We start from the raw sequence: 18,615 nt of genomic DNA on the forward strand, positions 1-18,615 counted from the left end.
GGGCCGGTCTCGGCGGGGCTCTCGGCTTTGACACCTCCCTACGTTCGGCCTCGCAGCGGTGCGCCTGTGCAGGGGTTGGGCTAGGCGGCTTGGGGGGTGGGTTCGGCAGGGGTTGTGTCTTCGGCGTCGGGTGGGGCGGTCAGGGCCCATTGGTCGGCGGCGTCGCGAGCGGCCTGGCGGTCCTCGTCGGTGAGGGCGCCGCCCCGCTGGACGGGGCGGAAGTCGGCCGTGCCGCGGCCGAGGTCGTGGCCGACGGTGTTGGCCTCGATCTCGGCGGAGAACCGCCACTGCCCGTCGCGTTCGTACTGCCGGACGCGGAGCCGGCCCGTGACCAGGACGGGCGTGCCGCGCCGGAAGTCGGAGGCGTTGACGTTGTCGGCGAGGCCGCGCCAGCAGTTGACGGTCAGGAACATCGTGTCGAGGTCCTGCCAGGAGCCGGTCTCGCGGTCGTAGCGGCGGGGCGTGCAGCCGACCCGCAGGGACAGGAACGGCGTGCCGTTGCCGGTGACGGTGTAGTAGGGCTCGGCGGCGGTCCAGCCGATGACGGTGACGTGCGCTTCGTTCACGGGTCCTCCGTTGGTTCTCGTGGCTTACGAGAACCAACGGTGCCCGACCCGTCACGCGCGGCGACGGCTCCGTGGAAAATGTGGATAACTATGCGGGCGGGCGGCCGAGGGCGATGTCCACGTCGTGCCGGAAGCCCGCGTAGACGCGCAGGTCGGCGGCGACGGGCTCGATGACCTTGTCGCGGGCGACGCGCTCGATGCCCTCGCGCATGTGCTCTTCCATCTTGTCGCCGTGCTTGGCCGAGGACAGCGCGACGAGGTTGCGGCAGGCGGACGCGGTGAGCCAGCCCATGCCGAGGGTGCAGACGACGAGGACGGCGACATACGGGATGAGGCCGGCCTGGCCGATGAAGCCGCCCGGGTCGTCCCCGCCGACCTTGAGCACGCCGTAGGCGACGAGGACGCCGATCCAGACGACGCTGAGCACGGCGACCAGGACCAGGAAGTACTGCCAGGTCTTGATCAGCCACCACCAGCGCGGCACCTGGTTGAAGGTGGGCAGCGCCTCCTTGAGGGACTCGCCGAGCGCCTCGGGGATCTCGGTGGCGTGCGAGCGGGCGGCGGCGCGGACGGAGCGGGCCCAGTGGACGGGCAGTTCGCCGGTGATGCCGTCGGTGACGCCGGCCAGGGCGTTGTCCACGTCGCCCTGCTGGGCGCCGATGGGGCCGGTGAAGGCGTTGCGGAGCTCCTCGCGGAGTTCGGTGAGGCGCATCCGGCGCAGCGGGTCGGAGCGGAGCCGGGTGATCAGGGCGCTGACGGGCCAGCCGACGAAGTCGGCGGCGCGCAGCTCGTAGGCGCTCTCCATGGCCTCGGCGACGGCGGGCGCGCCGGCGGCGTCGGTGAGGGCCTGGACGAGCTCGGTGCGGCGGCCCTCGTCGACGGTGGTGGGGGGCTCGGCGGCGAAGCGGTGCTCGGCGAAGCGCTCGGCGACCCGGTCGACGTCGGCGGCGAGGCGTTCGCTGCGGGCGCGGCGGGCGGCGACGGTGTCGACGAGGACGTCGCGGAAGCCGTGCACGCCGTCCTCGGCGACGGCGGAGGTGGTGATGATCCGCGGCTGGGCGAGGCCCTCGGCCTCCAGGAGGCGGCGCAGGTCGGCGACGCAGTCGTCGATCTCGTCGGGGGCGAGCCGGTCGACCTGGTTCAGGACGATCAGGGTGACACCGGCGTACCGGGCGAAGGGGACGATGTAGTTGCGGTGCAGGGCGGCGTCGGCGTACTTCTGCGGGTCGACGACCCAGACGAGCAGGTCGGCGATCGTGACGAACCGGTCGACCTCGGCGCGGTGCAGGGCCTGGATGGAGTCGTGGTCGGGCAGGTCGAGCAGGACGAGGCCCTGCAGGGAGCTGTCGGCGCGTTCCAGGTCGAGGGCGCTGGCGCGGGCGTAGCGGTGCCGCTTGTCGACGTCGAGCCAGTCCAGCAGGGGGCCGGCGCCGTCGAGGCCCCAGACGCAGGCGTGCGCCTTGGAGGTCATGGGGCGGCGCATGCCGGTGGGCGACAGCTCCAGCCCGCAGATGGCGTTGAACAGGGACGACTTGCCGCTGCCGGTGCCGCCGGCGAGGGTGACGACGGTGTGCTCGCCGGACAGCCGCAGCCGCTGGCCGGCCCGGTCGAGCAGCGCGTCGGCGTCCTCGAGGAGGGGCCGGTCCAGCCGTCCGGTGCCGGCCTGGACGAGGCGGTCCAGGCCGTTGAGCCGGTCGGTGAGGGTGGGGGCGGCCGGCTCGGCGCGCTCGGCGGGCGCCGCCGGGTGCGCGCCGAGGACGTCCGTGGCGGGGACCGGGATGCCGCCGGGGCTCGTCGGCGAGCCGGCGGGCAGGGCCGAGGTGGTCATCGGGCGACCTCGAGGTTGTAGGTGGCCTGGTACAGCTGGACGGGGACGGTCTCGTCGGGCAGGCCGGCGCCGTCGAGCACCTGCCCGAACCGGATGGCCTCCTCGTCGAACAGCATCCCGATGCGGCTGCGCAGGTCGGCGCGGGCCTTGGCGCCCATGCCGCGCAGCGACTCGGCGCCGAACAGCGCCTTGAGGAGCCGCTGCGGGACGGCGCTGTTGCCGCCTTCGACGGCGACGTCGGAGGTGCCGTAGCCGAGCAGGCCGATCATCAGGACGAGGGAGACCGCCTCGGTGTCGAACGAGACGAGCTTGGCGACCGAGCGCTTGGTCACCCCCTCTGTGCGGATCAGCTCCTGGACGTGGTCCTGCCAGGCGCTGACGGCGCGGGTGACGCGGCGCGACAGTTCCGGGGAGACGTGGCCGATCTCGTCGCCGCGGCCGGCGAGCACGGTGCCGCCGGCGGGGTGGTCGCGCCAGCGGGCGACGACCTGCTCGGCGCCGTGCTCGGCGGACGACATGATCAGGGATTCGAGCCCGCTGCGCAGCGCGGCCTTGAGCGCGCGCACACGGGCGGGGCTGCGGCGGCGCCGGCTGGAGCCCCGGCCGCGGCGCGCGCGCTGGACGTGCAGGGCGCGCAGCAGGTCGCCGGTGCCGGCGAAGTCCTGCCAGCGGGCGAGGACCTCGCCGCGCAGCAGCGAGCCGTTGCGGGTGGCCTCGTCGAGTTCGGCGAGGGCGGTGCCGTAGGCGGCCTCGACCTGCTGGGCGAGCTCGGCTCGCTGCTCGACCTGCGCCTCGACCTGGCGGGCCAGCTCGGGGACGCGGGTGCGGAAGCTGTCGAGGACGGCGGCGAGAGTGTCGCTGATGACGATCTCGCGGTCCTCGACGTCCTCGGCGACGCCGGTGAGCCAGGCGCGGATGTCCTCGACGGTCTCCTCGGGGAGCCGGCTCTCCTCGATCCGGGTCTCGGGGATCGTGAAGCGGCGGGCGTCGCCGACCTCGTGCTCGTCGAGCATCTCGCCGAAGTGCTCGACGACGTCGGAGCTGCCCTGCCCGACCGATCCGGCGCGCCCGCCGGGGCCGTCGCCCTGCGGGACGCGGGAGAGCACGACGCCGATGGTGGCGCCGTTCTCCTTGGCGCGCTGGAGCATCTGCCACACCTGCGCGTCGGCGTAGCGGGCGGCGGTGGTGACGCAGAGCCACAGGTCGGCGGCCGCCATCAGCTTGGTGGCGAACTCGTAGTGGTCCTCGAAGACGGAGTCGAAGTCGGGGCTGTCGAGCAGCGCCAGGCCGGGCGGGAGGGCCTCGCTGGCGATGATGACCAGCTGGTCGCCCGCGATGGCGTCGGGCGCCGGGCCGCGGACGCGTCCCATGCCCGGCAGCATCGGCCCCTCCATGAACCACTGCACGTGGTCGGGGTGGCAGACGAGGATCGGGCTGCTGGTGGTGGGGCGGAGCACGCCGGTGGCGCTCACTCGGGCCCCGACGAGCGTGTTGACCAGCGTGGACTTGCCCGCGCCGGTCGATCCGCCGAGCACCACCAGCATCGGCGCGCCGGCCGCCTGCAGGCGGGGCAGGACGTAGTCGTCGAGCTGGTTGCGCAGCTCGTCGCGGGCCTCGCGGGCCTCCTGGACGCCGGGGACCTCCAGCAGGAAGTCGAAGGCGCCGAGCTGCTCGCGGAGCGCGGTCAGCGCCCTGACCAGCTCGCCCTGCCGGACCGTCGCGCCGCCGGACGGCGCGGGCCGGGGCCGGGGCGCACCGCCCCCGCGCGCCTTGCCGCCGGACGCCTTCTCCTCGGCCGTCTCGCCGCCCGAGGCCGTCTCGGCCGCGTCGGCCGTCTCACCGTCGGAGGCGGCCTTCTCGGCGGACGCGTCGGTGTCCGGCTCTTCGGGCATGGCGTCGCCGGACGCGGGCTTCGCGGAGTCCTCGCCTCCGCGTCCGGTGCCCGCCTCCTCGTCGTGGACCGCGCTTCGCTCTGCGGGGGGTGTCACGGATCCCGTCCCAAGTCGGCTCGAATCATGTCGATCTCTCGCGCCACGTCGACCACGTCGCCCACGACCACGATCGCCGGGGGCCGGACTCCGCCGGCGGCCATCTCGTCGGCCACGGTGCCCAGCGTCGCGGTCAGCGTCCGCTGGCCCGGGAGGGTGCCGTCCTGGATGACGGCGACCGGCGTGTCGGACGACCGACCATAGCGCACGAGGGCGGGCGCGATGAGCGCCATCCGCTCGACCGCCATCAGCAGTACGAGCGTCCCGTGGGCGCGGCCGAGCGCCTCCCAGTCGACGGTGGACTCGGGGTGCCCCGGCGGGACGTGCGCGGAGACGACGTGGAACTCCTGCGCGACGCCGCGGTGGGTCACCGGGATGCCGGCGGCGGACGGCACCGCGACCGAGCTGCTGATCCCGGGGACCACCATGACCGGGACGCCGTTGCGGGCGCAGTGCAGCGCCTCCTCGCCGCCGCGGCCGAAGACGAACGGGTCGCCGCCCTTGAGCCGGACGACGAACCTGCCCTGCTTGGCGTGCTCGACGAGGTAGTCGTTGATCTTGTTCTGGGTGACGGTCCGGCCGTAGGGGATCTTCGCGGCGTCGATCACCTCGACGTCGTCGGCCAGCTCGTCCAGCAGCCCGCCGGGGGCGAGCCGGTCGGTGACGACGACGTCGGCCATCGCGAGCAGCTGCCGGCCGCGGACGGTGATCAGGCCCGGGTCGCCGGGGCCGCCGCCGACCAGCGCGACGCCGGACGGCTTGCGCCGCGAGTGCCGGGATTCGAGGGCGCCGTCGCGGAGCCCGTCCACGACGGCGTCGCGGATGCCGGCGGCGCGGCGCGGGTCGCCGCCGAGCAGCACCCCGACGGTGGCGTCGCCGGCCTGCCCGCTCGCGGGCGTCCAGGCGGGGGACGACTCGGCGTCGTCGGCCCGCACCGACCAGATCCGGGCGGCCTCCGCGTCGGCGACGACGTCCCCGTTGACCTTGGCGTCGTCGGTGACGGCCTGCACCAGCCAGGCGCCGGCGCAGTCGCCGCGCCGGTAGGGGCGGGCGTGCCAGGCGATGCGGCCGGCCTCGGCGAGGCCCTGCAGCGAGGGGGTCACCTCGGGCGAGACGAGGACGACCTCGGCGCCCGCGTCCAGCAGGGCGGGGACGCGGCGCTGCGCGACCCGGCCGCCGCCGACGACGAGGACGCGTCGCCCTCGAAGGCGCAGACCTAGCAGGTACGGGGGCACGTGGTGATTCTTTCGGACGCCGGTGACGGACAAGTGTCTTTGTGGAACAAAGGTACTCGGGTTGGGGAGTTCATGGAGAGGGGCTCCGGCCGTTCGATAGCCGAGCGTGACTCATTCCGAGATCATGTCGTTACGGGGCGCCGCCTCCTTCCCGGTGACGCCGGCGGACTTCTCGGTGACCCCGGCGGAGTCGAACGTGGCGACCTCGTGCAGCACCCGCACCGAGCCCTGGACCAGCGGCAACGCCAGCAGGGCGCCGGTGCCCTCGCCGAGCCGCAGCTCCAGGTCGACGAGCGGGCGCAGGCCGAGATGATCGACGGCGGCGGAGTGGCCGGGCTCGGCGGAGCGGTGCCCGGCGACGCAGCCGGCGAGGGCGTCGGGGCTCATCGCGGCGGCGACGAGGGCGGCCGATCCGGCGATCACCCCGTCCAGGACGACCGGGACGCGCAGCGCCGCGGCGCCGAGGACGAACCCGGCGATCCCGGCATGCTCGAACCCGCCGACGGCCGCCAGGACGTCGAGGGGGTCGCGGCTTCCGGCGCCTTCCGACAGGCCGTGCCGGGCGAGGGCCGTCCGGACGACCTCGACCTTGCGGGCGTGGGTGGCGTCGTCGATGCCGGTGCCGCGGCCGGTGACCCGCTCGGGCGGCAGGCCGGTGAACGCGGCGATCAGCGCGGCGGACGCGGTGGTGTTGGCGATGCCCATGTCGCCGGTGATCAGGCAGCGGGCGCCCTGGCCCGCCAGCTCGCGGGCCACCTCGATGCCGGTGGCGACGGCGCGGCGCGCCTCGTCCGCGGTCATCGCGGGGCCGGCCGTCATGTCGGCGGTGCCGGGGGCGATCTTGCGGGAGAGCAGGCCGGGGGCCGGTTCCAGCGGCGCGGCGACGCCGATGTCCACGACGGTGACGCGGGCGCCGACCTGCTTGGCGAACGCGTTGACGACCGCCCCGCCGGCCACGAAGTTCGCCACCATCTGCGCGGTGACCTCTTGTGGCCATGGCGTCACGCCCTGTGCATGGACGCCGTGGTCGGCGGCGAAGACGGCGACGGCCGCGGGCTCGGGCAGCGGCGGCGGGCACTGCCCGGCGAGCCCGGCGAGCCGGACCGAGACCTCCTCCAGCACGCCGAGCGAGCCCGGCGGCTTGGTCAGCCGGCCCTGCAGGTCGCGGGCCTCGTCCATCGCGGCCCGGTCGGGCGGCGCGATCGCGGCCAGCGTCTCCTCGATCACGGCGCCGGCTCTGTTGTCTGCCACGTGGTCTCCCTCAGATTCCCAGCTCGCCGAGCACGTCCAGCAGGGCGTCGTTGGACGGGCGGTCGCGCACGGCGATGCGCAGCCAGTCGGTGCCGAGGCCGGGGAAGGTGTCCCCGCGCCTGACCGCGTAGCCGCGCTGCCGCAGCAGCGCCCGGATGCCGAGCGCGTCCGGCACGCACAGGCACAGGAACGACGCGCGCGCCTCGGGCACCACGTACAGGCCCCGGGCGGTCAGCTCGCCGGCCAGCCGGTCGCGCTCGGCGGCGAGGTCGGCGGCCCAGGCCCGCGCCTCGGCGACCGCGTCCGGCTCGCAGCACGCCTCGATCGCCACCAGCGCGGGCGTCGACACCGCCCACAGCGGCTGCGCGTCCGCGAGCCGGCTCACCAGGTGCGGGTCGGCGAGCAGGTAGCCGGCGCGCAGCCCGGCGAGGCCCCACGTCTTGGTCAGCGACCGGATCACCACGATCCCGGCGGGCAGCCGGGACGCGAGGGTCTCCGGCTCGCCGGGGACGCAGTCCATGAACGCCTCGTCCACCACGACCGTCCGGCCGGGCCGGGACAGCGCGGTGATCGCGGAGGCCGGGTGCAGCACCGAGGTCGGGTTGGTCGGGTTGCCGACGACGACGAGGTCGGCGTCGTCCGGCACGACGGCCGGGTCGAGGGTGAAGTCCTTGCCGAGGATGGCCCGCTCCACCGCGTGCCCGGCGGACCGCAGCGCCGCCTCCGGCTCGGTGAACTGCGGATGCACCACGACCGCCTTGCGCGGCTTCAGGACGCGCGCCAGCAGCACGAACGCCTCGGCGGCGCCGGCGGTGAGCAGCACCTCCTCGGCGGCGCGGCCGTGCCGCCGCGCGACGGCCCGCCGGGCCGGGCGCGGGTCGGGGTAGCCGGCGAGGTCGGCGACGGACGCGCGGAGCCGGTCGGCGAGCCACGCGGGCGGCGTGCCGGTGCGGACGTTCACGGCGAAGTCGGCGAGCCCGCCGCCGACCTCGGCGTCCCCGTGATGGCGCAGGTCGACCTCGTCGGCGCCGTCGTCGAGGCCGGCGACCACCGGCCGGTGCCCGATCACGGCGCGCCCTGCTCGAAGGCGCCCTGGCCGTAGGCGGACGTGCCCTGGCCGTAGGACGCCGCGCCCTGACCGAAGGGCTGCGGGGCCTGCTCGAAGTAGAGCAGCGCGTTGACGGCCGCGGCGGCGACCGCCGGGCCGCCCTTCTCCGAGACGTTGCTGAGCTGCGGCAGCCCGCTGGCCCGCAGCGCCTCCTTGGCCTCGGCGGCGCCGACGAACCCGACGGGCGTGCCGACGACCAGCGCGGGCCGGACCCGGCGCGCGATGATCTCGAAGATCGCCTCCGGCGCGGAGCCGACCACCCAGACCGCGCCCGGCCCGACCTCGGAGTAGGCGATGCGGACCGCGGCGGCCGGCCGGGTGATCCCGGCGGCGCGCGCCATCCGCGCGGCGGCGGGGTCGTCGGCGTGGCAGGCCGTCTCGCGGGCGCTGATCCCGGCGGCGGTCATGTGCTCGTCGGTGACGATCGGGGCGCCCGAGCGCAGCGCGGACCAGCCCTGGACGAGGAAGTCCTCCGTGGTGACCAGGTCCACCGCGTACTCCAGGTCGGCGGTGGCGTGGATCACCCGTTCCGCGACGGCCCGCCACAGCGGCGGCATCGGGGACAGGTCGACCCGGGAGCGCAGGATCTCATAGGACCGGACCTCGATCGGGTGGGGCTGGCGTACGGTCACTGCGCCTCCAGATTGATCATGGTCGGGTGGGTCACGGTCGGTCCTCGCGGTCGCCGGGGAGTTCGTCGTCGGGCACCTAGGGTTTCACGGGTCGCCGGGCGCTATGACCCGGCTTCGCCGGGATCACCGGGTTCGCCGGTGATCCGGGGGTCGCCCGCGATGTCCGGCGCGCCCGGGGCACGGACCGTCGCCGGGACGATCCGGGCCACCGCCGCCGTGGCGCGCGCCGTCGCGCGCTTCTCCACGACGAGGAGGGCGTCGCCGCCGAGCGCGCGGGCCCCGTGCAGGGCCGCCGCCTCGGCCACGCTCGCCGTCCCGGTCCGGGCCCGTACGCCCTCCGCCGGGTTCGGCACCACCACCTGCGCCAGCACGCCCACAGGGTAGGCGACGAGGTGAAATCCGAACATTCCGGCGGCATCCCGGACACCGCCCGTGCCCGCGCGCGCCTCGACGGTCGCCACGCACGCGACGTCCTCGCCGCGCAGGCCGTCGCGGTCCAGCACGGCGCGGATCAGCCCGCCGATCTCCCGCACGTCCGCCCGGCTGGACGCGCCCACGCCGATGACCAGCGTCACAGGACCGAGCGTCCGGGCGGGGGCGGGAGGGTCTCGATGCTCCTGATCCGCTTCGCGGCCGGCGGTTCGGGGATGGATGCGGGGCGCTCGGCCCAGAGGAGGGTGATCGGGGACGGCGGTTCCAGAGCGCCGGTGATCGGGGACGGCGATTCCGGAGCGCCGGTGAGCGGGGTCGCCTGGAGGGTCGTGGCGTGGGCGGTGAAGCCGTGACCTGCGAGGACGTCCATCAGCGCGGGAACGGCGCCGGCCGGTGCCGTGGCGGCGAGACGGTGCCGGGCCCGCGAGGCGCAGGTGGCCAGCGCCTCCGGGGACGCGTCCGCCAGGAAGACGGCGTCGGGAACGGGCAGATGATCGACGACCGTGCCGATCTCGCCCCGCGACACCGCGACCCGGACGCCGTGCCTGCGGACGTTCTCCCTCAGCCGGACGCAGACGGAGTCGTCGCGGTCGAGAGCGACGGCCGCCGCGCCGAAGCGGGCGCATTCGATCGCTACCGAGGCGTCACCGGAACCGATGTCCCACACCATGTCCCCTATGCGCGGCCCCAGTTTGGCCAAGGCGAACGCACGCGCTTCCGGTGTCAGGGCCGGTTCCCCAACGAAGGCTTCCTGAGGCAGTGCCCAGGCCGGCTCCCTTAGGGCGGGGCCAGCAATCCATGTGGGAGCGTCCTCCGCGCGCCGGTTGTCCAGCACGAGGACCACGTCCGGCTTGTTCCACGGACGTGTGGTCGCCTCCGCCGGACGGACGTGGACGACGCGCTCCTCGGGCCCGTCCACGTCCTCGCACACGATGAAGGAGCGCGGCGTCTGCGGGAACAGGGCGCGGCCTAGTTCGGCGGGTCCCGTGCCAGGGGCGGTCAGGACGGCCACCTTGGGGTGCGCGCGGCAGGCGTTCACCGCGCGCCGGAATTCTGCGGCGGAGACGACGAGCGCGTCGTCCCAGGGCACGTCCGCCAGCGCGAAGGCCCGTGCCGCGAGCGCGGTCCCGGAGCGCGGCGCGCCGTCGCGGCCGCTGACCGTGAGCACCGCTACCGCGCCATCCGCCCGAACATCCCCACCATGCGCTCTCCCTTCGCGTCGACCAGCACGACCTGCGCGGCCACCGGGCTCTCGGCCGACCCGGCGGCCTCGGCGGCGAGGCGTTCCAGCTCGCCGGCGGTCCGGCGGCACAGCTCCCGGCCGCACGGCCCGAGCCGTCCGGCGGCCTCCCACAGCTCGTAGGCGCTCTGCGGCGTCCCGGCCGCCTCGACCTCGGCCGCCAGCGCCGGGCCGCCGTCCATGTCCGCGGTGATCGCGGAGAGGGCGGGGACGCCGCCCGCGATCGCGGCCTGCTCGTCGACGCCGGACACCAGCACGACCTGCGCGAGCCCTTCGCCGACCGCGCTCCGCAGCGCGTCGAGGCCGACGGGGACGAAGCAGTCGTCCGGCAGTTTCGGCAGCATGCGGCGGGCGGTCTCCGCCGCGTCCGCGCCGTGCATCACCAGCGTCCGCCGTACCGCGGGCGCCTCTGTCGCCTGTGTCCCGGTCATGCCCGTCCCTCCTGGTCGTGGGCGTCGAGCCTCCCGGAGGCCGCGCCCGGCCCGGGGCGCGGCGCGCCGCGCGCCCCCGGATCGGTCAGCATTCCGGACCGTCCTGACGGAGATCGGTGGCGATGCGGCTGAAGACGAACATGTCCCGGTTGACGCCCTCGGCGTCGCGTTCCGCGCCCCGCGCCACCCCTTCGCGCAGGTAGCCGGCCTTCTCCGCGACCCGGATCGAGGCGTGGTTGCTGGTGAGGGCGCGCAGTTCGATACGGAACAGCCCGCAGTCCCGCAGCGCCCAGTTCGAGACGAGCGTGAGAGCCTCCGTGGCGTACCCCCGCCCGCGCGCGCTTGACCGCACCCCGTATCCGACCTCGCAGGTCAGTTGCGCCCAGTCGACTTTGAACAGGCCGATGGTGCCGATAAGGCCACCCGTCTCGCGGTCGGTCACGGCCAAGTGGATGCCGAGGCCGAAGCGGTGCACCTTGTGGACGCCCTCGCGCAGGAACCAGGCGAGCGGCTCGGCCTCCAGCGCGTCAGGGAAGTTCGGCGGGAGGAAGTCCTCGCCCGCGCGGATCACCTCGATCAGGTCGGGTGCGTCGTCGAGCCCGAACGGGCGCAGGACGAGGCGCCCGGCCTCCAGGCGCACGCTCCCGGTGAAGACGTCCACACCTCTCCCTCCACCCGCATCCCCGCCATGCCCGCAGGCGGGGCCGTCACAGGCAGGCCGCGACCATCCGGCTGGCGAACCAGGGCGATCCGGCCCAGTGCACGTGGAGGTACGACGCGACGCAGTCGCCCCGCACGAAGCCCACCGGACCGGACGCGGACCACTGCCAGGCGGCGGTCTCCCCACGGTCGGGGACCGTCACCGTGCGGTGGAACTCGTGCCCGTGCACCCGTTCGCCCGCGCGCGCGACGACCGAGTCGGCCACCGCCACCGCGGCACGATAACCCAGCGTCAGCCGCGGGGCCATGGCCGCTCTCGCGCCATTCAGCACACCGCACATGGGCGCGCCGTCGAGTTCCTCCGCGAGGTATAGGAGTCCTGCGCACTCGGCGTACACGGGTCGGGACGTCTCAGCGAACGCCGCCAGTTCCTCGCGCAGCGGCTCGTTGGACGACAGCTGCGCCGCGTACACCTCGGGGAACCCGCCGCCGACGACGACTCCGCGCGTCCCTTCGGGCAGGCCCTCGTCCTGCAACGGATCGAACCGCACGACCTCCGCGCCCGCCGCTTCGAGCAGTTCCTCGTTCTCCGCATAGCCGAACGTGAAGGCGGGACCGCCCGCCACCGCGATGCGGGGACGTCCGGCATGTTTCTCCGGTACGGCCTCGGACGGATCCCACGGCGCGGCGTCCAGCTCCGGCGCCTCCCGGGCCAGCGCTAGGAGGGCGTCGAGGTCGCATGACGCCGCGACGAGTTCGCCCAGCCGCCGGACGGTGTCCACCGCTTCCGCGCTGCGTTCGGCCGCCGGTATGAGCCCGAGGTGCCGGGACGGCGTCGCGGCGTCGTCGGTGCGGCGCAGCGCGCCCAGAACCGGCAGCCCGAGTTCCTCGACGGCCTCGCGGCACATGCGCTCGTGGCCGTCGGAACCGAGCCGGTTCAGGATGACGCCGCCGACGCGGACCGTCCCGAACGACCGGAACCCGTGGACGAGCGCCGCGACGGACCGTCCCGCGGCGGCGGACGCGTCCACGACCAGCACGACCGGCGCGTCCAGGAGCGTCGCGACATGCGCCGTGGACGCGTAGTCCCCTCCCCCGGCCGAGGCGGACGGCCCGAGCCCGGCCGCACCGTCGTACAGGCCCATGACGCCCTCGACGACGGCTATGTCCGCGCCCTCCGCGCCGTGCAGGAACAGCGGCACGACCAGGTCCTCGGACGTCAGCCAGGGATCCAGGTTCCGGCCGGGGCGGCCCGTCGCGAGCGCGTGGTAGCCGGGGTCGATGTAGTCCGGGCCCACCTTGTGCGGTGACACCTGCAGGCCGCGCATCGCGAACGCGGCCATCAGCCCGGTCGCCACGGTCGTCTTGCCGCTGCCCGACGAGGGCGCCGCGACGACGAGCCGCGGGACGGTCACCACTCGATGCCCTTCTGCCCCTTCTGGCCGCTGTCCATCGGGTGCCGCACCTTGCCCATCTCCGTGACCAGGTCGGCGGCCTCGATGAGGCGCGGGTCGGCGTCCCGGCCGGTGATCACCACGTGCTGGTTGCCGGGACGGTCCGCCAGCGTGGCCACGACGTCGTCGACGTCGACCCAGCCCCACTTCATCGGGTAGGTGAACTCGTCCAGGACGTAGAGGCGGTACGTCTCGGCGGCCAGGTCGCGCTTGATCTGCTCCCAGCCCTCGCGGGCGTCGGCCTCGTGGTCGGCCTCGGTGCCGGGCCGCTGGATCCACGACCAGCCCTCGCCCATCTTGTTCCAGAACACCGGCCCCCCTTCGCCGGTCTGCTCGTGCAGGCGGCCGAGCGCGAGCAGCGCGTTCTCCTCGCCGATCCGCCACTTCGCCGACTTGACGAACTGGAACACCCCGATCGGCCAGCCCTGGTTCCAGGCCCGGAGCGCGAGCCCGAACGCGGCCGTCGACTTCCCCTTGCCCGGCCCGGTGTGCACCATCACCAGCGGCCGGTTGCGGCGCTGCCTGGTGGTGAGCCCGTCGTCCGGCACGTACTCCGGCTTGCCCTGCGGCATCTCAGCCCCTGCTTCCTGGATCTGCGCTTGCTGGATCTGCGGCGGACCGCCCGGCGGTCACGCGACGTTCCGCGCGCCGCCGCGCGCGTCGCGGACGACGCCGGCGAGCGCGTCGGCGGCGAGGCGGTCGAGCCGGACGACCTCGGCGCCGAGCCGGGCGCCGAGCGCGGCGGCGAGGCCGAGCCGCACCGGCCCGGACTCGCAGTCGACGACCACGGACGCGACGCCGGCGAGCAGCCCGGCCGCCCGCGACGGGTCGGGGCCGTGGGTGGCGCGGCCGTCGGTCACCACGACCAGCAGCGGGCGCCGGGCCGGGTCGCGCAGCCGCTCGACCCGCAGCACCTCCGCCGCGCGCATCAGCCCCGCGGACAGGGGCGTGCGGCCTCCGGTCGGCAGCGCGTCGAGGCGGCGCGCCCCGGCCTCCACCGACGACGTGGGCGGCAGCGCCAGGTCGGCGTCCCTCCCCCGGAAGGTGATGAGGCCGACCTTGTCGCGCCGCTGGTAGGCGTCGAGAAGGAGGCTCAGGACGGCGCCCTTCACCGCGCGCATCCGCTTGCGCGCCGCCATCGACCCGCTGGCGTCCACCACGAACAGGACGAGATTGCCTTCCCGCCCGTCGCGGACCGCTTCGCGCAGGTCTTCGGGTTGGACGACCAGACCGGAACCGGTACGTCCCCGCGCGCGCTGGTGCGGTGCCGCCGCGCGGAGCGTCGCCGTTAGGTGCAGCCCGCGCGCGCCCGGCCGGGCACCCGAGACGCGCCCGTACGGGCTGCGCGCCTTGGAACGCCGTCCCGGCGCACCGTCGCCCAGCCCGGGGACGGTGAAAAGGCGCGGCTTGTAGGCGGCGTCCGCGGGCGCGGGCTCGCTCTCACCCGAACGCCCCGGGCCGCCGCTCTCCACGGACGGCTCCGACTGTTCCGCCTGCGGCGGGACGGCAGGAGGCGGGACGGACGCGTCCTGTTCGGGGCCGTCGGGAAGGCCGCCGCCTCCCCCGTCCGGTCCGCCGGGCCCGTCGTCGGAAGGCCCCGGGTCGTCGGGCGGCGGTTCCGGATCGTCGCCGTGCTCGTCGAGGACCTCGTCGAGCTTCTGCCGGTCCAGGCCGGGCGCGTCGAACGGGTCGCGGCGGCGCCGGTGCGGCAGCGCGAGCCGCGCCGCCGTCCGCACGTCGTCGGCCGTCACCGCGTCGCGGCCGTGCCAGGCGGCCAGCGCGATCGCCGCGCGGGCCGTCACCAGGTCGGCGCGCAGGCCGTCGACCTCGAACGACGCGCATACGGCGGTGATCTGGCGGAGCGCGGCGTCGGTCAGCTCCACGGCGGGCAGCCGGTCGCGGGCGGCGGCGATCCGGTTGGCCAGGTCGGCCTCGTCCTCGGCGAAGGCCGCGGCGAAGCCGTCCGGGTCGTCCTCGAACCGCAGCCGCCGCCGGACGACCTCGGCGCGCTCGGCCGGGTCGCGGGTCGCGGCGACCTCGACGGTCAGCCCGAACCGGTCCAGCAGCTGCGGGCGCAGCTCGCCCTCCTCCGGGTTCATCGTCCCGACCAGCAGGAACCGCGCCGCGTGCCGGACCGACACGCCCTCGCGCTCCACGTACGACTCGCCCATGGCCGCCGCGTCCAGCAGCAGGTCGACCAGGTGGTCATGGAGGAGGTTGACCTCGTCGACGTACAGCACGCCGCGGTGCGCCGCCGCGAGCAGGCCCGGCTCGAACGCCTTCACGCCCTCGGTGAGCGCGCGCTCGATGTCCAGCGAGCCGGTGAGCCGGTCCTCGGACGCGCCCACCGGCAGCTCCACCAGCCGCGCTGCCCGCGCCTCAGCGCCGCCCGCGGCGTGCGGGCCGTCCGGGCCGTCCGGGCAGGACGGGTCGGGGTCGGCGGGATCGCAGGAGAACCGGCAGCCCGGCACGACCGGCACCGGCGGCAGCAGCCCGGCCAGCGCGCGCACGATCGTCGACTTCGCGGTGCCCTTCTCGCCGCGCACCAGCACGCCGCCGACGCCCGGCGACACGGCGTTGATCAGCAGGGCGAGCTTGAGATCGTCCATCCCGACGACGGCGGAGAAGGGGTAGCGCGCGCGGGCGCGCCGCTCCGGCCGGCCGGCGCCCGTCTTCGACGCGGGTCGCACGTGTCGTCATCCTTCCTCGGGTGTCCACGCCCGTGGCGGTGCCTGTCCGACGGCCGGAGTCTCCTGGCTCCCGGATCACCGCGCTCCCTCGGCCTTCCAGCACCGCGTGCCGTGGCCGCGTCGAGGGGGCGCTCCCCTGGTCACAGTTGCGGGACAGCCCCGGATTCGCACCGGGTTCCTCCGCGTCCGTCGCCCGCCCAGGATCGCACACCGGCCGGGCGCGCTCGACCCGGCGGTCTATCGGCGGAGTGATGGTCAATGTTGGCGATACGCCAATGAGAATGGTCTACTGGTCGGTATGGAGCGACGCGCAGCCCCGCGCGGCGAGGCCGCCGGAGCCGCGACGCCGCGCCCGGGCGCCACCAGGACCCCGAAGGCCCGCTATCAGCGCCTGCCGCGCGACGAGCGGCGCGACCAGATCCTCGACGTCGCGCGCCGCATGTTCACCGAACTGCCGTACGCGGAGGTCGCCACGGCGGCGATCGCCCGGGAGGCCGGCGTCCAGCGCGGGCTCATCCACTACTACTTCGGCACCAAGCGCGAGCTGTTCCTCAAGGTCGTCCAGGGCCTGACCGCCACCGCGGCGGTGCAGGCGCCGCCGCCGGACGAGCGGATGACGCTGCCCGAGACCGTCGAACTGTGCGTGAACCTGTTCCTGGACACCGCCGAGCGGAACGCCACCACCTGGTTCGCGGCGCTGGACGCGGAGGGCTTCGGGCAGGACCCGGAGCTGCTGGACATCGTCAACCGGTTCCGCGACCGGACGGTCGAGCACATGCTCGCCGTCCTGCGGGTGCCCGCGCCGACCGGCACGCTGCGGGCCGTCCTGCGCGTCTACTCCGGGCTCGCGGACGCGGCGACGCGGCAGTGGCTCCAGGAGCGGACCCTCGACCGCGCGCAGGTGCAGACGCTGCTGACCAGGTCGCTGCTGTCGATGGTCACCGACATCGCCCCCGCGCTGGAGGCCCGGGACGCGGAGCCCGGGCCGGCGAGCGGGGAGCGCCTAGAGGCCGGGAACCGGCTGCTGCACTCCGCCGCGCACCGGGACGGCGAACCAGACGGCCTTGCCGCGGACGCCCGGGCCGAGCCGTGACAGCGTCCGCAGCATGCCCCAGCGCCCGCACGACAGCTCCCGGACGATGCTGAGCCCGCGCCCGCAGTCCCCCGACGTCCACGAGTAGCCGGGCAGCGCCGCCTCGGCGTAGGCGTCGAAGACCGCGCACCGCACCTCGCCGCCGGCCAGAGCCCCGGGCCGGTCGGACGGGCCGCCGGACGGGCCGCCGGGGTCGCCGGACGGGCGGGGCTCCGGGCCGGCGGCCGGGTCGCCGAGGTAGAGCCACAGCTCGTGCGGGCCGTGGTCGCCGGCGTGCTGGTGGGCGTTGGTGGCCAGCTCGCTCACCATGAGCTGGGCGTCGCCGATCACCTCGTCCCGCACGCCGAGCGAGGCGAGCGCGTCGCGCAGCACGCGGCGGGCGTGGCTCGCGCAGCCGGGGCCGCCGGGCAGCGCCCACACCCAGCCCGGCCTGGCGCCGGCCGGTCCGCGCGCGGCGCCCGCGGCCATCGCGTCGGCCATGGTGTCGGCGGCGAGGTCGGCCACCGGGTCGGAGGGGGCGCCCGGCGGCGCCGCCAGGCCGGGAGCGGCCGGGGCGGCGGCCGTCCGGTCGTGCCCGGCGCGCGGCCCGGCGGTGTGCCGCGTCGCGCGCGGGCTCGCGTCGGTGGTCTCGGGCGGGGTCTTCACGAGTGCCTCCCGCGGGCCGCCTGCCCGGGCGCGCGGTCCGGTCGCCGTCACGTTCGGTCCCCGAGCAGTCACGCATTCAAGCGTCTCGTGAGATTCTCACGTACGCAAGCGGCTTCATGGAATTGCCCTGCCCTTCGTGCCGGGTTCGCCAATCGCGTTGTGGCGCGGCCCGAGAGCGGCGAGACTTCGCTCCCATGACCTACCGCCCCACCGTTCGTGGCCGCCGTCTGGCGCGGGAGCTCCGCAAGCTGCGCGAGGAGCAGGGACTCACCCTGCAGGAGGTGGCGGACCGCCTCGACTGGTCCCGGGCCACCGTCTCCCGGCTGGAGACCAGCCAGACCCGGCCGCGCCCCGGCGACATCGCCGACATCCTCGACCTGTACGGCGTTCCGAGCCCCGACCGCGACGCGCTGATCACGCTGGCCAGGCAGGCCGGGCAGCGCGGCTGGTGGACCGCCTACCAGGACGTCTTCGCGGGCAGCTACGTCGCGCTGGAGGACGAGGCGTCGCACATCCGCACCTGGGACCCGCAGCTCATCCACGGGCTGCTGCAGACCGAGGACTACTCCCGCGCCGTGATCACCGCGGGCCGGCTGCTGCCCGCGCAGGAGGACATCGAGCGCCGCATCGCGGCCCGCAAGATCCGACAGGCGCTGCTCGACCGCGACACCGCTCCCCACCTGCAGGTCATCTTCGACGAGGCCGTGCTGCACCGGCACATCGGCGGCCCGGAGGTGATGCGCGCCCAGCTGGAGCATCTGGTCGAGGCGATGAACCGCCCAACGGTGACCGTTCAGGTACTCCCGTACACACAGGGGGGACATGCGGGCCTTGACGGACGTTTCACCATTTTGTCGTATCCGGACCCCGCAGACCCCGATATCGCCTACGTAGAGGGGACCATGGGTGACGTTTACCTTGAGAGCAGCGAGGCAATAGCAAAACATAGAGACCGCTTCGATCTGATCGAAGAGGCCGCACTGTCCCCCGAGGAATCCGCGCACCTCATAGCCGAGGCAGCAAGGAGCAGCCCGTGACCAACCTGCAGCGCGAACTCAACGGAGCCAGCTGGCGCAAGTCGTCCCACAGCGGGAGCGGCGACCAGTGCGTCGAGGTGGCCCCCCTCTCCAGCGATCTGCGCGCTGTTCGCGATTCGAAGGACCCCGGCGGACCGGCCCTCGTGCTGACGCCGGACGCATGGCAGACCCTCCTCGACTCCATCCGGGAGGCCTGAGCACGACTCCGGAGGGGGGGGGGGGCCGCGCCCCCCCCCCCCCCCCCCCCCCCCCCCCCCCCCCCCCCCCCGGCGCCCCCCCCCCCCCCCCCCCCCCCCCCCCCCCCCCCCCCCCCCCCCCCCCCCCC

The 18,615-nt window shown here is 75.0% G+C and carries 18 protein-coding genes and 1 riboswitch; of the genes, 3 read left to right on the forward strand and 15 right to left on the reverse strand.

Translation table 11 applies throughout. From position 1 onward, the window contains the following. Window positions 1-80: 80 nt before the first annotated feature. The 14 genes from AB0C78_RS33705 to AB0C78_RS33770 form a co-directional block, all read right to left on the reverse strand. On the reverse strand, window positions 81-566 hold the full coding sequence (locus AB0C78_RS33705) for a single-stranded DNA-binding protein (RefSeq protein ID WP_360755899.1): 486 nt from the start codon (window positions 564-566) through the stop codon (window positions 81-83). 88 nt (window positions 567-654) lie between these two features. Beyond that, window positions 655-2,394 carry an ABC transporter gene (locus tag AB0C78_RS33710; protein ID WP_360755902.1) on the reverse strand — a complete coding sequence of 580 codons (1,740 nt, stop codon included), beginning with the start codon at window positions 2,392-2,394 and terminating at the stop codon, window positions 655-657. After that, the gene (locus AB0C78_RS33715) at window positions 2,391-4,382 is read right to left on the reverse strand and encodes an AAA family ATPase (protein WP_360755904.1); all 1,992 of its coding nucleotides are present in this window, start codon (window positions 4,380-4,382) and stop codon (window positions 2,391-2,393) included. Before AB0C78_RS33715 ends, AB0C78_RS33710 begins: the two co-directional genes overlap by 4 nt. Beyond that, window positions 4,379-5,617 carry a uroporphyrinogen-III C-methyltransferase gene (cobA, locus tag AB0C78_RS33720; protein ID WP_360755906.1) on the reverse strand — a complete coding sequence of 413 codons (1,239 nt, stop codon included), beginning with the start codon at window positions 5,615-5,617 and terminating at the stop codon, window positions 4,379-4,381. Before cobA ends, AB0C78_RS33715 begins: the two co-directional genes overlap by 4 nt. Window positions 5,618-5,728: 111 nt before the next feature. Next, on the reverse strand, window positions 5,729-6,868 hold the full coding sequence (gene cobT / locus AB0C78_RS33725; RefSeq protein ID WP_360755909.1) for a nicotinate-nucleotide--dimethylbenzimidazole phosphoribosyltransferase: 1,140 nt from the start codon (window positions 6,866-6,868) through the stop codon (window positions 5,729-5,731). A gap of 10 nt (window positions 6,869-6,878) precedes the next feature. Continuing rightward, window positions 6,879-7,937 (reverse strand): Rv2231c family pyridoxal phosphate-dependent protein CobC, encoded by a 1,059-nt coding sequence (gene cobC / locus AB0C78_RS33730; protein ID WP_360755911.1) that lies wholly within the window; start codon window positions 7,935-7,937, stop codon window positions 6,879-6,881. After that, entirely contained in the window at window positions 7,934-8,608 is a 675-nt protein-coding gene (locus AB0C78_RS33735; protein WP_360755913.1) for a precorrin-8X methylmutase, read from the reverse strand. Before AB0C78_RS33735 ends, cobC begins: the two co-directional genes overlap by 4 nt. A gap of 101 nt (window positions 8,609-8,709) precedes the next feature. Continuing rightward, window positions 8,710-9,183: a cobalamin biosynthesis protein gene (locus AB0C78_RS33740; protein WP_360755915.1), complete on the reverse strand. Its 474-nt coding sequence runs from the start codon at window positions 9,181-9,183 to the stop codon at window positions 8,710-8,712. Then, entirely contained in the window at window positions 9,180-10,208 is a 1,029-nt protein-coding gene (locus AB0C78_RS33745; RefSeq protein WP_360755917.1) for a hypothetical protein, read from the reverse strand. Before AB0C78_RS33745 ends, AB0C78_RS33740 begins: the two co-directional genes overlap by 4 nt. A 2-nt stretch (window positions 10,209-10,210) precedes the next feature. Beyond that, on the reverse strand, window positions 10,211-10,711 hold the full coding sequence (locus tag AB0C78_RS33750) for a hypothetical protein (RefSeq protein WP_360755920.1): 501 nt from the start codon (window positions 10,709-10,711) through the stop codon (window positions 10,211-10,213). Window positions 10,712-10,796: 85 nt separating this feature from the next. Next, a complete protein-coding gene (locus AB0C78_RS33755) occupies window positions 10,797-11,372 on the reverse strand; it encodes a GNAT family N-acetyltransferase (protein WP_360755923.1) in 576 nt (191 codons plus the stop codon). Between the two features lie 46 nt (window positions 11,373-11,418). Beyond that, window positions 11,419-12,789, reverse strand: a complete 1,371-nt coding sequence (locus AB0C78_RS33760) for a cobyrinate a,c-diamide synthase (protein ID WP_360755926.1) — start codon at window positions 12,787-12,789, stop codon at window positions 11,419-11,421. Beyond that, on the reverse strand, window positions 12,783-13,397 hold the full coding sequence (gene cobO / locus AB0C78_RS33765) for a cob(I)yrinic acid a,c-diamide adenosyltransferase (protein WP_151541449.1): 615 nt from the start codon (window positions 13,395-13,397) through the stop codon (window positions 12,783-12,785). The genes AB0C78_RS33760 and cobO overlap by 7 nt, the downstream gene beginning before the upstream one ends. A 57-nt stretch (window positions 13,398-13,454) precedes the next feature. Continuing rightward, window positions 13,455-15,515: a putative cobaltochelatase gene (locus AB0C78_RS33770; RefSeq protein ID WP_360755928.1), complete on the reverse strand. Its 2,061-nt coding sequence runs from the start codon at window positions 15,513-15,515 to the stop codon at window positions 13,455-13,457. 56 nt (window positions 15,516-15,571) lie between these two features. Next, window positions 15,572-15,696, reverse strand: a riboswitch (cobalamin riboswitch). Between the two features lie 117 nt (window positions 15,697-15,813). Between AB0C78_RS33770 and AB0C78_RS33775 the strand changes: the two genes are divergently transcribed. Then, window positions 15,814-16,608 carry a helix-turn-helix domain-containing protein gene (locus AB0C78_RS33775; RefSeq protein ID WP_360755931.1) on the forward strand — a complete coding sequence of 265 codons (795 nt, stop codon included), beginning with the start codon at window positions 15,814-15,816 and terminating at the stop codon, window positions 16,606-16,608. Here the strand turns inward: AB0C78_RS33775 and AB0C78_RS33780 are convergent. Then, window positions 16,519-17,253, reverse strand: coding sequence for an ATP-binding protein (locus AB0C78_RS33780; RefSeq protein WP_360755934.1), 735 nt, complete (start codon window positions 17,251-17,253; stop codon window positions 16,519-16,521). The two genes, AB0C78_RS33775 and AB0C78_RS33780, sit on opposite strands and share 90 nt — an antisense overlap. A 194-nt stretch (window positions 17,254-17,447) precedes the next feature. Here AB0C78_RS33780 and AB0C78_RS33785 point away from each other — a divergent pair, with 194 nt between their 5' ends. Both AB0C78_RS33785 and AB0C78_RS33790 read left to right on the forward strand, forming a co-directional pair. Further along, window positions 17,448-18,290: a helix-turn-helix transcriptional regulator gene (locus AB0C78_RS33785; RefSeq protein ID WP_151539177.1), complete on the forward strand. Its 843-nt coding sequence runs from the start codon at window positions 17,448-17,450 to the stop codon at window positions 18,288-18,290. Then, window positions 18,287-18,487 (forward strand): DUF397 domain-containing protein, encoded by a 201-nt coding sequence (locus AB0C78_RS33790; RefSeq protein ID WP_360755938.1) that lies wholly within the window; start codon window positions 18,287-18,289, stop codon window positions 18,485-18,487. The genes AB0C78_RS33785 and AB0C78_RS33790 overlap by 4 nt, the downstream gene beginning before the upstream one ends. Window positions 18,488-18,615: the final 128 nt, after the last annotated feature.

The organism is Actinomadura sp. NPDC048394 (genome assembly GCF_040651755.1).
Classification (GTDB): Bacteria; Actinomycetota; Actinomycetes; order Streptosporangiales; family Streptosporangiaceae; genus Spirillospora; species Spirillospora montaniterrae.